The organism is Mesorhizobium sp. M0030, assembly GCF_040323695.1.
GTDB lineage: Bacteria > Pseudomonadota > Alphaproteobacteria > Rhizobiales > Rhizobiaceae > Mesorhizobium.
In genome coordinates this window covers 246,057-259,860 of sequence record NZ_JAMYVE010000008.1, presented here as the reverse complement: position 1 = coordinate 259,860, position 13,804 = coordinate 246,057, and the positions used below count along the sequence as shown (strand labels likewise).

Here is a 13,804-nt window from a genome sequence, read left to right as displayed (position 1 = left end):
GGAGCAATCGACCGCGGCCAGGGTCTTGCCTGGCGAGACAATCCGTCCGACAGGTGATTGCGTTGGAATCGCAAACGGTGTCGCAAGGGAGTCGACCGTGGAACCAATCTGGGCGGTCGGCCTGATGACCGGCACCGTGCTTGACGGCAATATCGACGTCGCGCTGATCAAGACCGATGGCGAGCGGATCGCCGATTTCGGCACCTATACGCTGGCCCCCTACCCCGCAGCGATCCGTGCCTTGCTGGAGGAGACGCTGCGTCAGGCCCGGGTGTGGAATTTCGACGGGCCGGAGCCGGCGATCTTTGCCGAAGCCGAGGAGGCGCTGACGCGGGCGCAGTCGGCGGCGGTGAAGGACCTTGTCGAAAGCTACGGCCTGACCATGGGCGATATCGGCGTGGTCGGTTTTCACGGCCAAACCGTGCTGCATCGTGCCCCGCAACCCGGGCGGCGCGGCGATACGCGCCAGTTGGGCGATGGCGCGCTGATGCATTCCATTTTGGGCGCCAAGGTCGCCTATGATTTCCGCTCGGACGATGTGCGCGCTGGCGGCCAGGGCGCACCACTGGCGGCTGCCTACCACGCGGCGCTTTTGAGGGAAGCCGACGCCAGCGGCGACACGGCGGTGCTCAATCTCGGCGGTGTCGGCAACGTCACCTGGTGGGACGGCAAGGACAACATCGTCGCCTTCGACACTGGCCCGGCCAACGCACCGCTCAACGATTTCATCAAGGCAAACGGCCTCGGCGAGATGGACCGCGACGGCGCACTGGGCGCGGCCGGCACCGTCGATGAAGTGCGGCTGGCCAAATTGCTCCAGCATCCGTATCTGACCAAGCCCTATCCGAAATCGCTCGACCGTTTCGACTTCGGCGCCGCCATGGCCGACGGCCTCAGCGCAGAGGATGGGGCGGCGACGCTGACGGCCTTCACCGTCTCGGCCGTCGGCAAGGCGCTCGATTTGTTGCCGCGCCGGCCGAAGCGCCTAGCGGTCAGTGGCGGCGGCCGCCGCAACCCGACGATGATGGCGATGCTGGCGAGGCGCGCCAACGTCGAGGTGGTGCAGGCCGAGACACTGGGCTGGAAAGGCGATGCGGTGGAGGCCGAATGCTTTGCCTTCCTTGCCGTGCGCGTGCTGCGCGGCCTGCCGATCAGCTTTCCCAGCACCACCGGCGTGCCGCAGCCGATGCAAGGCGGGCGGCTGGCAGGTTAGAGCTTCTTCTGCAGGAAGATGCGGCTGCGGCCGGTGGGAAAGTCAGGCAGTTCGCCGAAGCGCCGGTAGCCTTGCCGCTCATAGACTTTGGCCGCTGTCGGATTGAACGTGTCGATCCAGGCGTTCTGGCAGCCCCGGGCGACTGCTTCGCGCTCGGCAGCGTCCAGCATGTCGCCGGCCATATGCTGGCCGCGCAGGCGTTCGTCGACCCACAGCCATTGCACATAGAGCCAGCCCCAGGCGGTGTATCCCGAAATGCCGGCGACGACAGCGCCGTGCTCGTCACGAACGAAGACCGCGATCGGCTTGCGGCCGGAGGGCCGACATCGCCGTCATTGAACGCCGTCAGCCGCTCGGCCAGGAAGGCGAGGTCGTCTGACGAGGGGTCGGCAGTGGTTTCAAGCGTCGTCTTCATCCGGGCGGGGCTCGCATGGCAAGCCAAGCTCTAGCGAAGGACGGGATGAGGACGCAAGCTTTACGGCTTGATGGGCGGAGGCGACCGCCATGACCCCGCTGCTGCCGCAACCAGCATCAGCACGGCGGCGACGATCGCGCAGATGGCAAAGCCGAACGATGAATAAAGCGGCCCGAAGCTGGTGGTGCCGATGAAGACGGCGAGGTAGGTGACCGAACTGTTCAGGCCCATGATGGTGCCACGGCGCGACGGATCGAGCGCGGTAAGGCGCATCACCAACACGTTCAGGCCGAAATGATTGGCAAGGCCCCATATGGCGATCATAGCCAGGATCAGCACAAAATTGCTGCTTGCGAGCGCGATGGCGACATAGACGACGGCGACCAGCAGATAGGCGAAGGGCATGACGCGCCGCGCGCCGATGCGGTCGATGACGCCGTCGAGGAAGGCCGCGGCGCCGAAGCCGGCGCCATAGGCGAGCGCGGCCAGCGCATTGGCGCTGACGGGCTCGCCCAGATCCTGGTGCAGATGATCGCCGAGATAGCCGTAGACGCCGTAAAAAGCGGTCATGAAGGCGGTGCAGGCGATGAGCAGCGGCACGATCCCCGGAATGGCCAGCGCAACGAACGGCGACGGTGCCGGGCCGCTCTTCCTGACGTCGCTGAGCGAGGTCATCGACAAGGCAGCAAGCGCAATGGCGGAAAGCACCGCGACGGCGGCGAAGACGGCGCGCCAGTGCACGAGATCGGCAAGCACGGCCGACAGCGACACGCCGGCCACCATGGAGACCGTCCAGCCGGTCAGCACGACGCCGATCGTGCCGCTTTCGCGGCCGGGCGGCGCAATTGCCGCTGCACTGGCATAGATGGCCGGCATGGCGACGCCGGCGGCGATGCCGGCGACGGCCTGGGCCGCGACCAGCATGATCACCGTCGGCGCCAGCGCGCTGGCGAGAAGCCCAACGGCCAGAAGAAGCAGCGCGCCCTTCAGCATGCGGCGGGCGCCGACGCCGTCGATATAGCGGGCGAGGAACAACGCGCTGGCCGAAGTGCCGAGGCCGAAGGCGGCCGACGCGGCCATCACCGCCGGCACGCTGGTGCCGAAGGATGCGGCGACTGCCGGAGCAATTGGACCCAGGACCAGCGAGTTCGAGCCGATGACGGCGATGCAGCCGGTCAGGAGATAGGCCAGCGCCGGGATCGGCTGATGGAGCGTTGCAGCTTGATGCGCGTTCGTCATCGGGTCATAATGGCCGAACTGAATTCCGCGACAACAAGGAATTTCGATATGGACGAAGAAACAGATGGGGTTCTGCAGAACAAGGTAGCTCCCCGAGAGCTCGACGCAATCGACCGAAAAATATTAGGCGTGCTGGTCGAGGATGCGACGATCAGCTACGCCGAACTTGGCGAACGCGTCTGCCTGTCGCCGCCGGCGGCGCATGAGCGGGTCAAGCGCCTGCGGCGCAGCGGCGCCATCCGCGGCACGGCTGTGATCATCGACCCGAAGGCGGTGAAGAAGCCGCTGCTCACCTTCGTGCATATCGATACCAAGGGCTGGGGCAAGACACCGGAGCTGATGGCCGTCTCCCAATATCCTGAGGTCGAGGAAATCCATTCGGTGGCCGGCGACACCTGCATGCTTCTCAAGGTCCGCACCGAGGACACCAGGGCGCTCGAAGGCCTGCTGGCGCGTCTCTACGAAACGCCCGGCGTCACCTCGACGCGAAGCTATGTCGTGCTGTCGACCTATCTCGAGCGCCCGGTGCAGCCCGAGATCACGGCGCAATGGCCGACGCCCCGGCATATGGCCACGCCGCTGTACTGATCTGCGCTATCTTCGTCTTGCCGGGGCCACAACAATCCTTCACAAAAGGCACCCTATATTGATGCCAGGCATTGATTTGGGGTGACGAGAGGCGCGGCTTGGAATTCGAACTGAAAACCATCGAGGCGCTGGCCCCCGATCAGGCGTCGCTAAGCGCCGCCTCGAAGCTCACCAAGCGCTCGAACTGGCCGCGGCTGGAGAAGAACGAGCAGCAGGCGCTGATCTGGGGCGAATGCCAGGGCTCGGGATCCAACCCCTATCGCACCGTCGTCGACACCGGCGACCACGGCTACAAATGCACCTGCCCGTCGCGAAAATTTCCCTGCAAGCACACGCTGGCGCTGATGTGGATCGCCGCCACGGCGCCGGCCAGCTTCACATCAGCCGAAACAACGCCGGAATGGGTCAATGACTGGCTTGGCCGGCGCTGGAAGAGTGCGCCCCCGCCGGTCGACGCAAAGGCTGGCAGGGGCGCGTCTGGCAAGAGCATTGGCGAGGCCTCGCAGGCAGAGGAAAGCACCGTCGATGACGCCGCCGCGACGGAGCGCCGCGAGACGGCGCAGCGCAAGCGGGCGGAAGATACGCGCACCGCGGTGGCAGGCGCGCTGGACGAACTCGACCAGTGGATTGCCGACCAGCTGCGGCTCGGCCTTTCCGCCTTTGCCGACGCCAGCAGCGAGCGCTGCCGCCGCATTGCCGCCAGGCTGGTCGACATGAAAGCAACGGCGCTTGCGGGACGCATCGACGAAATCCCGGCCCGGCTAATGGCGCTGCGCAGCGAGGAACGGCCGGACGCGGCGATCCGCGAACTCGGCAAGCTGGTTTTGCTGGCCAAGGCCTGGCGCTCGGCGCCAGACGATCCCGAATTGAAGCGGCTGGTGTCGGCATCCGAAACCCGCGACCAGGTGCTGGCCAATCCCGATGCAAGACAGGTCGACAGCCAGTGGGAAGTCATCGGCGAGAAGATCGAGACCCGCCGCGACGGCCTTGTCAGCCATTCTACCTGGCTGCTCGACCTGAAAAGCCCGACGCCGCAATTTGCGCTGCTACTCGATTTCTTTCCGGCCTCGGCCGGCCGCCGCTCTGCCGCGTTCACACCTGGCGACCGGTTCGATGCAAGGCTGGTGTTCTATCCGTCACGCCAACGGCTGCGGGCGCTGGTAGCGGAGCGCAAGGGCGATGTCGTGTCGGGCGCCTGGCCGGATTTCGGCCTCGGCATTGTCAAGGATCCGCTGGCGGCGCATGCGGCGCACCAGGACGCAGCACCCTGGTCGACCGATAGCCCGCTGATGCTGCCTGCCGGCGCGATCCTGCTCGATGAGCGCGGCACCGCCTGGTGGCAAGCGGCGCACGACCCGCAAGGGATCGCCCTGCCTGTTAGCGGGACCGTCGATCAGACCGTGCTTGGCCTCGACCTCGCGGCCACGGCAGCGCTTTGGAACGGCGCGCGGCTCGATCTGCTGGCCGCGCAAAGCGGCTTCGGGAGGCTCGATCTGTCATGAACGAGCTCGAACTAACCGGCCTGGCGACGATGCGCGACTGCTGGATCACCGGCGGAACCGCGTTCGATCTGGCGCCAACCGCATGGAAGGAGATCGCGCGTGGCGCAAGCCCGGACGAACGGGAGCGACGTCTGCTGGCGATCGCGGCGCAGGCGCTCGATGTGGGCTTAAGGCCAGCCGCGCCGAAGACGCTGAAGCGGCGCCCGCCGCTGCCGAGGCTTGGCCTGCCACTGCTGCCGGAGCGGTTGCGGCCGCTGTTGCGGGCGGCCCTGAAGAACGCCGCCGATGCGCGGCGCAAGTCGCGCGTCGCGACGCTCGTCGCCAGCCGCGGCTACGTGCTGCATCCGATGGACTGGATGCCGTCGGCATCAGACCAGAACAGCCCTGACATCTATGCGCCGTGGATCGACTGGCAGGCCAGCGTCGAGGGGCTGAAGATTGCCCCGCAGGAGCAGCTGACGGCGCAGAACTGGGATGACTTTTACCCCGCCGCGCGCCGTATCGCGTTGGCCGAGATGCGCCGTCGCGATCCGGCCACGGCCCGCAGCCTGATGGAAGCCAAGGCGACGGGCGAGCCGGCTGAAGTCCGGCTGGCGCTCATCGAACTCATGCATTTCAACCTGACGCCCACGGACGCGCCATTCCTGAAAAGCCTGGCCACCGACCGCTCCGGCAAGGTGCAGGAGCTGGCGGGCCGGCTGCTGGCAAGGCTGGGCGAGCATGGCCGGCCGGGCAACGACGGAGCCGACGACCCCGTTGCCGAACTCGCCGCCTTCATCACAGAAGGCAAATCCGGCTTCATCCGCCGCCGCACCACATACACGCCGGCAAAACTCAAATCGGCTGCGCAAGAAAGTCGTCGCGTCGACCTGTTCGCAAGCTGTTACCTGGTCGATCTTGCGGCGCATTTCGGCAAAACAGAGTCCGATTTCATCGGGGCATGGCAATTCGGTGCCGATGACAGAGCGGATCTGTCTCTCGTTCGGATGGTCGCCGTGTCCGGCAGCGATGCCACGGTGGCGCTGTTGGCGGATACGCTTGTCGCCGAAGGTGGCAAGTCGGCATTGTTTGTCTTCCACCTCATGTTGCGTTTGGACAGCGGCAGGAAGCGGAACCTGATCAGGCGGATCCTGAAGGACGCTCAAAATCTTGAAGCGCTCAACCTGGTCGAAGGCGCCGAAGCGAGTTGGCTTGAATGGGACGATTTGACAAATGGCAAGGCGCTGTCGGCACTGCGCACCATGGTTGCGGGAAACGACGAGCCCGCGAAGCGAAGCGCGGACCACGCCCTGGAAACGATAGGCTTTCTTGCCAGAGCGGAGACCGCTGAACGGTTGATCGGCGACATTGTTGCGGCCGGCATGCTGCCGGCGGCAGCCTCGCTCGTTTTCCTGCGCCTCAACGCGGCAATGACGGGAACCAAAACATGACAATCCGGAGAACAGCACCATGAACGCAGCCATCCGCCTCCCTGTCGAGCAGGCCTATGCCGCTGAACTGCAGGCGCTGGCGCGCAATGACGAACGCCAGAAGCCGGCCGGATGGAGCTTGTCGCCGAAGGCCGTGCTGACCTATCTGCTCGGCGGCAAGGCAAGCGACGGCACCGTGATATCGCCGAAATATGTTGGTCGCCGCCGGCTGATGGAAACCGCGGTGGCGACACTCGCTACCGACCGCGCGCTGCTGTTGCTCGGCGTTCCCGGCACCGCCAAGTCCTGGGTGTCGGAACATCTCGCCGCCGCCATCATGGGCAACTCGACGCTGATCGTGCAGTGCACGGCCGGCACCGACGAGAACCAGATCCGCTACGGCTGGAACTATGCGCAGCTTTTGGCCAAAGGGCCGAGCCAGGAGGCGCTGGTGCCGACGCCGCTCTACCGCGCCATGGAGAGCGGCAAGCTATGCCGGCTAGAGGAACTGACGCGCATGGGCTCGGACGTGCAGGACACGCTGATCACCGTGCTGTCGGAAAAGATGATGCCGATCCCGGAGCTCAACACCTCGCTCTATGCCCAGCGCGGCTTCAACATCATCGCCACCGCCAACAATCGCGACAAGGGCGTCAACGAACTGTCCTCGGCGCTCAAGCGCCGCTTCAATGTGGTGGTTCTGCCGCTGCCCGAAGACATGGCCGAAGAGGTGGCGATCGTCTCCAAGCGGGTCGACGAGATGGCCGGCGGCCTCGACCTGCCGGTGCCGAAGAATGTCGGCGAGGAGATTGCGCGCGTGCTGACCATTTTCCGCGAGCTGCGCTCGGGCGCAACCGCTGACGGCAAGGTGACGCTGAAGACGCCTTCGGGTTCATTGTCGACCGCCGAGGCGATCGCCACCATGGTCGGCGGCCTCAGCCAGGCGGCGTGGTTCGACAGCGGCAAACTCGGCGCCGAAGGCCTCGCCGCCAGCCTTGTCGGAGCGATCGTCAAGGACCCGGTGCAGGACAAGGTGGTGCTGGAGGAATATCTCGAAACGGTGCTCAAGAAGCGGCCGGACTATGCCGGCTATTACGCGGCACTGAACGCAGCGATCTGAGGTCATGAGCGACGTCGCCTATTTCGGCATCCGCCATCACGGGCCGGGCTCCGCCGACAGCCTGGTGCAGGCGCTGCGGGACTTGCAGCCGGTCGCGGTGCTGATCGAAGGGCCGAGCGACGCGTCCGCCCTGCTGCCATTGCTGGCGCGCCCGCAGATGCAGCCGCCGGTGGCGCTGCTCTGCTACCCCGAGGACGATCCGGCCGCGACAAGTTTCTGGCCGTTCGCCGAGTTCTCGCCGGAATACCAGGCGGCGGTGTGGGCGGTGGAGAACAAGGCGGCATTGCGGTTCATCGACCTGCCGTCATCGGCACGGTTCGCGGCACCGGCAACCGACGACACCGACAAAACGGCTGACGCCGACAAGCCCGAACCCAAGGACGAAACCGGTGAGGATGGCGAGCCCGCATCGCATCGCGACCCGATCGGCACGCTGGCTGCGGCCGCCGGCTATGAAGATGGCGAAAGCTGGTGGGCCGACATTATCGAGCAGAATCCGCAGCCGGGTCCAATCTTCGCTGCCATCACCGATGCGATGACGACGCTGCGCGACGGCGAAGGTGCGATCGCGCCGTTCGAGGCCAAGCGTGAAGCGCATATGCGATTGGAAATCGCCGCCGCGCGCAAGGAATTCGCCGGACCGATCGCCGTCGTCTGCGGCGCATGGCATGTGCCGGCCCTGCAGGCCGCGCACACGCAGAAGAACGACCAGGCGCTGATCAAGGGAATTGCCCGGCGCAAAAGCATCATGACATGGGCGCCATGGACCGGGCCGCGTCTTGCGCTGGGCTATGGTTATGGCGCTGGCGTCGTCGCGCCCGGCTGGTGCAAACATCTGTGGCGCACACGAGGGCGGCGCGACGCCGCGACGCTGTGGCTGGCGACGATCGCGGCGGTGCTGCGGGCGAAGGGCCATCTGGTGTCGACCGCGTCGCTGATCGAGGCCGAGCGGCTTGCGCGCACACTGGCTGCCATTCGCGAGCGGCCGAAGCCCGGCTTCGAGGAATTGCGCGATGCCGCGATCGCGGCGCTGTTCAACGGCGAAGCGGTGCTGTGGGCGCTGGTCGAGGCCGAGCTGCTTTTGGGCGCGGATGTCGGCGAGATTCCGCCCGACACGCCGCTGGCGCCGCTGATCGAGGACCTGCAGCGCAACCAGAAGGCGGCGCGGCTGAAGCCGGAGGCGCTGGAACGCGAGCTGTCGGTCGATCTGCGCAGCGAAAGCGGACTGTTTCGTTCGACATTGCTGCACCGGCTGAACGTGCTTGGCGTGCAATGGGGCAGGCTGGCCGACGCCGGCCGCAGCCGCGGCACCTTTCGCGAAAAATGGACGCTGGCCTGGGAGCCGGAATATGCCGTGCGCCTGGTCGAGAACCTGATCTACGGCCCGACTATCGAAAAGGCCGCCAATGGCCGCCTGATCCAGATGCTCGGTGCGGCCGCGAGCCTCGACACGCTTGCCGCCCTTGTCCAGAGCGCCATTACGGCGGATCTGTCGGAGGCCGCGAGCGCCGGCCTTGTAGCGTTGGAGGCGCGCGCAGCGCACAGCAGCGAATGCCTGGAGATGCTGGCCTCGGTGCCGCCGCTTGCCGACATCATCCGTTACGGCGAGGCGCGCAAGACCGAAACCAACCGGCTGTCCGGTTTGTTGGAACGGTTGATCGTCGAGGGCGCGATCGCGCTGCCCTATGCGGTGCGCGACCTGGACGAGCAGGCCGCCACCACGCTGGTCGGTGCTGTGCGCAAGGCCGACACGGCGATCCGGCTGGTCGAGCCCGGCGAAGGCGTGCTCGATGCCTGGCGCAACGGCCTGACCGGCGTGCTGGAAGGTCCGCGCTCGACGGCGCTGCTCGCCGGCTGCGCCGCGCATCTGCTCTATGAAGCCGGCCAACTGTCGGCAGAGGACGCCGCCGGGCTGCTCGGACGCAGGCTGTCGCCGGGGACGCCGGTCGCCCAGGCAGCGGGGTTCTTCGAAGGTTTCTTCAGCACTGCCGGCCAGCGGCTGATCTATGACGAGGGCCTGCGCGGCGCCGTCGATGGGTGGCTGAAATCGCTCGACGAGGACGCTTTCATCGCGCATCTGCCATTGCTGCGCCGCGTCTTCTCCAATCTGGACTCGATGGAGCGGCGGCGGTTGATCGAGGCCGTGCTCGGCCGCACCGCAAGGTTGCCGGCCGGCCTGACGCCGGCGCCGGATGGCGGCGAGGGCTGGCGCCGTCACCTGGAGCGGCTTGGGCCATTGCTGGCGGGCGGAGTGTGACAATGGATGACGAAGCCGAAGTGCCCGAACCCGGCCCGGCATCCTCCGATAGCGGGCGCGAGCGCCGCTGGCGGCTGGCGATCGGCGCCGATGACGAGGCTTCCTCCGCCCTTTCCAGTGATGACAAAAAACTGTCTTCGGCGCTCGATGCGCTTTACGGCGACGGCGCCAATGCCGATGCCGACCCGCGCAAGCGGCGCGGCGGGCTCGGCCGCTCGGCGCCACGCGTGGCGCAATGGATGGGCGATATCCGCTCCTTCTTTCCCGCCCAGGTGGTCCAGATCGTCCAGAAGGATGCCTTCGAGCGGCTGAACCTGAAGCAGATGCTGATGGAGCCGGAATTCCTCAAGGCGATCGAGGCCGACGTCAACCTCGTCGCCGACCTGATCTCGCTGCGTTCGGTGATGCCGGCCAAGACCAAGGACATCGCCCGCACCATCATCGCCGACATCGTCGCCAAGCTGATGCAGCGGCTGGAGCAGAAGACCGCCGAGGCGATCCGTGGCGCGCTCGACAAGTCGCGACGCACCAACCGGCCGCGCCAACGCGACATCGACTGGCCGCGCACCATCTCGGCCAATCTTCGCCACTACCAGCCTGAGCACAAAACCGTCGTGCCGGAAAAACTGGTCGGCTTCATGCGCAAGCAACGCCGGCTAGTCGATCTCGACGAAGTGGTGCTGTGCGCCGACCAGTCCGGCTCGATGGCGAGTTCGGTGATCTACGCCTCGATTTTCGCCGCGGTGATGGCGTCGCTGCCGGTCGTGCGCACCAAGCTGGTCTGTTTCGACACGGCCATCGTCGACCTGACCGAAGAGCTCAGCGACCCGGTCGAGGTGCTGTTTGGCGTGCAGCTCGGCGGCGGCACCGACATCAACCAGGCGGTCGCCTATTGCGCCGACCGCATCGAGCGGCCGACCAAATCCCACTTCGTGCTGATCACCGACCTCTATGAGGGCGGCAACGGCCAGGACTTGCTGCGGCGGCTTGCGGCGCTGGTCCGGTCCGGCGTCAATGTCATCGTGCTGCTGGCGCTGACCGATCAGGGCCGGCCGGGCTATGATCCGGCGATGTCGGCTTCGGTCGCGGCACTTGGCATACCGGTCTTCGCCTGCACGCCGGACCTGTTTCCCGACATGATGGCGGCGGCGTTGCGGCGCGAGGATATCGGCGCCTGGGCAGCCGGCGCCGACATCAAGCTGATCCGCGCCGAGACGGAGCCGAGCAGTCAGGCCTGACTATTCGAACGAATAGGCAAACCCGTCAGTGGAAGCGCTGACGGTCACCTTGGTCATCTTCTCGCCGTCGAGCGACCGGTTCAGCACGCCGCGGCTGAGTTCCGGCAACAGCGTGTTGGTGAGGATGGCGTCGATCATGCGGCCACCGGACTCGATTTCGGTGCAGCGCGCCTTGACCAGCGCCATGACGCCGTCGCCGATCACCAGTTCGGCGTCGTGGCTGGCGCGCAGCCGCCGCGCGATCTTGCCGAACTGATGGCGGGTGATGGCCTCGATCATCGAATCCGAAAGCGGATAGTAAGGGATGGTCACGACGCGGCCGAGGAAGGCCGCTGGAAACACCTTCAGCAGTGGAGCGCGCAGGGCAGCATCGAGGCCGTCGAGCCCTGCCCTCACCGTGCCGTTGCCGGTCCGCTCCATGATGACTTCGGACCCGACATTGGACGTCAGCAGGATCAGCGTGTTCTTGAAGTCGATGCGCCTTCCCTCGCTGTCATCCATCATGCCCTTGTCGAAGACCTGGAAAAAGATCTCGTGGACGTCGGGATGCGCCTTCTCGACCTCGTCGAGCAGGATCACCGAATAGGGTTTTCGGCGCACGGCCTCGGTGAGAATGCCACCCTTGCCGTAGCCGACATAGCCGGGCGGTGCGCCCTTGAGCGTCGAGACGGTGTGCGCCTCCTGGAATTCGGACATGTTGATCGAGATCAGGTTCTGCTCGCCGCCATAGAGCGTCTCGGCCAGCGCCAGGGCCGTCTCGGTCTTGCCCACACCGGAGGGGCCGCAGAGCAGGAACACGCCGACCGGCTTTTCCGGCGCTCCGAGCCCGGCGCGGCTGGTCTGCACGCGCTTGGCGATCATCTCCATGGCGTGATCCTGGCCGACGACTCGTTCGGACAAAGTGTCGGCGAGCTTGAGCGCCTTTTCGGTCTGGCTGGACAGCATCCGTCCCGTCGGGATGCCGGTCCAGTCCTGGACCACGGCAGCGACCGCATTGCGGTCGACCGATGGCAGGATCAGCGGCGTCTCGCCTTGCGCGGTGGCAAGCTCGGCCATGAGTTCACGCAGCCGCGCCAGATCGGCGACAGGATCTGACGGCGCAGCCTCGGCAGCCGGCGCTTCGGTCTCGGACGCTTCGGCCTTGGGCGTCTCGGCCTTGGGCACCTTGGTCTTTTCTTCGTCCGGCGCTGCCGGTTCGGCATCGGCCTCAGCTGTCGCCACCGCATCGAGCGGGACGCCGTCGCCGCGCAGCCGCGCGCGCAGTTCGAGGATCTCGGCAACCAGCGCCTTTTCGCGCTCCCAGCGCTCCTCGGCGGCGGCGAGCATGGTCCCCGTCTCAGTGAGCCCGGCCTCGACCCGCGCCTGCCGGTCAGTTACTTCGATGCCGATCGCTGCCTCGCGGCCGATGATGCCGCTTTCGACCTCGAGCGCCTGGCGGCGCCGCAAAATGTCCTCGACCTCGGCCGGCGTCGCATGCTGCGAGATCGCCACCCTGGCGCAAGCGGTGTCGAGCAGGCTGACCGCCTTGTCGGGCAATTGCCGCGCCGGGATGTAACGATGCGACAGGCCGACCGCCGCCTCGATCGCCTCGTCCAGGATCTGCACTTCGTGATGCTGTTCGAGCACGCCGGCTACACCGCGCAGCATGAGCACAGCGACCGCTTCCGACGGCTCATCGATCTTGACCACCTGGAAACGGCGGGTCAGCGCCGGGTCCTTTTCGATGTGCTGCTTGTACTCGGCCCAGGTGGTTGCGGCGATGGTGCGCAATTCGCCGCGCGCCAGCGCCGGCTTCAAGAGATTGGCGGCATCGCCGGTTCCGGCGGCACCACCGGCGCCGATCAGCGTGTGCGCCTCGTCGATGAACAGGATGACCGGCGTCTCGGATGACTGAACTTCGTCGATCACCGCCTTCAGGCGCTTCTCGAACTCGCCCTTGACGCTGGCGCCGGCCTGCATCAGGCCGATGTCGAGCATGCGTACGCTGATACCCTGGAGTGGCGGCGGCACGTCGCCCTGGGCGATGCGCAGGGCAAAGCCCTCGACCACCGCAGTCTTGCCGACGCCGGCCTCGCCGGTCAGGATCGGGTTGTTCTGCCGGCGCCGCATCAGGATATCGATGATCTGCCGGATTTCCGGATCGCGGCCGACGACCGGATCGATCTTGCCGTCATGGGCGCGCTGGGTCAGGTCGGTGGCGTATTTGGCGAGGGCCGAATCCCCGCCCGGAACCCGCCGCGGCGCCTCGGCAGTGGGAGCCGCGGCGGCAGTGGCGCCGGCTTCGAGCGAGCCCTCCACCACCTCGGCAAAGCGGGCGATGACCGCGTCGGCGTCGATCTTGTCGAATTCGCCGCTGATCTTCGACACCAGGCCTTCCAGCACCGGCGTCTTCAGGCAGGCGAGCACGACATGGGCGCTGCGGACCTCCTCCATGCCGAATTCCAGCGTCGCTAGGTTCCAGGCCTCCTGGATGGCGTGAAAGATGTGGTCGGAAAATTCCTCGATCGAGGTGGCGCCGTAGGGCAGCTTGTCGACGGCGCGGGTCATTTCGCTGGTAAGCCGGCTGGCATCGACGCCGGCATCGGCAATGATCATCTGCACATCCGAACGCTCGGACAGCACCAGTTGTTCTATGAAATGGACGAGTTCGACGTAAGGATTGCCGCGCAGCTTGGCGCTGTCGGCGGCGGCCTTGAAGGCGCGCAGGCAGACCGGATTGAGCTTGCCAACCAGTTCCTTGCGTTTGAACCCCTGCGACGACCGGCGCTGTTCCATCGAACGTGCTCCTGCAATCTGCCCGTCGACAGCCTGCCACATAAGCAG

Annotated in this window: 9 protein-coding genes and 1 pseudogene; 7 read left to right on the top strand and 3 right to left on the bottom strand. The window is 66.3% G+C overall.

Annotated features, from left to right (window positions below):
- Positions 1 to 97 precede the first annotated feature (97 nt).
- Positions 98 to 1,213, top strand: coding sequence for an anhydro-N-acetylmuramic acid kinase (locus NKJ80_RS18220; RefSeq protein ID WP_352498074.1), 1,116 nt, complete (start codon positions 98 to 100; stop codon positions 1,211 to 1,213).
- Here the strand turns inward: NKJ80_RS18220 and NKJ80_RS18215 are convergent.
- Both NKJ80_RS18215 and NKJ80_RS18210 read right to left on the bottom strand, forming a co-directional pair.
- A pseudogene (locus NKJ80_RS18215) lies at positions 1,210 to 1,628 on the bottom strand (GNAT family N-acetyltransferase). The gene NKJ80_RS18220 and the pseudogene NKJ80_RS18215 sit on opposite strands and share 4 nt — an antisense overlap.
- A gap of 60 nt (positions 1,629 to 1,688) precedes the next feature.
- Positions 1,689 to 2,867, bottom strand: a complete 1,179-nt coding sequence (locus NKJ80_RS18210; RefSeq protein WP_352498073.1) for an MFS transporter — start codon at positions 2,865 to 2,867, stop codon at positions 1,689 to 1,691.
- A gap of 48 nt (positions 2,868 to 2,915) precedes the next feature.
- Between NKJ80_RS18210 and NKJ80_RS18205 the strand changes: the two genes are divergently transcribed.
- The 6 genes from NKJ80_RS18205 to NKJ80_RS18180 all read left to right on the top strand — a co-directional run bounded on the left by NKJ80_RS18205 (position 2,916) and on the right by NKJ80_RS18180 (position 10,981).
- On the top strand, positions 2,916 to 3,455 hold the full coding sequence (locus NKJ80_RS18205) for an Lrp/AsnC family transcriptional regulator (RefSeq protein ID WP_023687041.1): 540 nt from the start codon (positions 2,916 to 2,918) through the stop codon (positions 3,453 to 3,455).
- A gap of 98 nt (positions 3,456 to 3,553) precedes the next feature.
- A complete protein-coding gene (locus NKJ80_RS18200) occupies positions 3,554 to 4,957 on the top strand; it encodes an SWIM zinc finger family protein (RefSeq protein ID WP_352498072.1) in 1,404 nt (467 codons plus the stop codon).
- Positions 4,954 to 6,387, top strand: a complete 1,434-nt coding sequence (locus NKJ80_RS18195) for a DUF5691 domain-containing protein (RefSeq protein ID WP_352498071.1) — start codon at positions 4,954 to 4,956, stop codon at positions 6,385 to 6,387. The genes NKJ80_RS18200 and NKJ80_RS18195 overlap by 4 nt, the downstream gene beginning before the upstream one ends.
- A 19-nt stretch (positions 6,388 to 6,406) precedes the next feature.
- A complete protein-coding gene (locus NKJ80_RS18190; protein ID WP_023701533.1) occupies positions 6,407 to 7,486 on the top strand; it encodes an ATP-binding protein in 1,080 nt (359 codons plus the stop codon).
- Between the two features lie 4 nt (positions 7,487 to 7,490).
- On the top strand, positions 7,491 to 9,743 hold the full coding sequence (locus NKJ80_RS18185) for a DUF5682 family protein (protein WP_023834854.1): 2,253 nt from the start codon (positions 7,491 to 7,493) through the stop codon (positions 9,741 to 9,743).
- A 2-nt stretch (positions 9,744 to 9,745) separates the two neighbouring features.
- Positions 9,746 to 10,981 (top strand): VWA domain-containing protein, encoded by a 1,236-nt coding sequence (locus NKJ80_RS18180; RefSeq protein ID WP_352498070.1) that lies wholly within the window; start codon positions 9,746 to 9,748, stop codon positions 10,979 to 10,981.
- Here the strand turns inward: NKJ80_RS18180 and tssH are convergent, their stop codons facing one another.
- Entirely contained in the window at positions 10,982 to 13,756 is a 2,775-nt protein-coding gene (tssH, locus tag NKJ80_RS18175) for a type VI secretion system ATPase TssH (RefSeq protein ID WP_352498069.1), read from the bottom strand.
- Positions 13,757 to 13,804 lie beyond the last annotated feature (48 nt).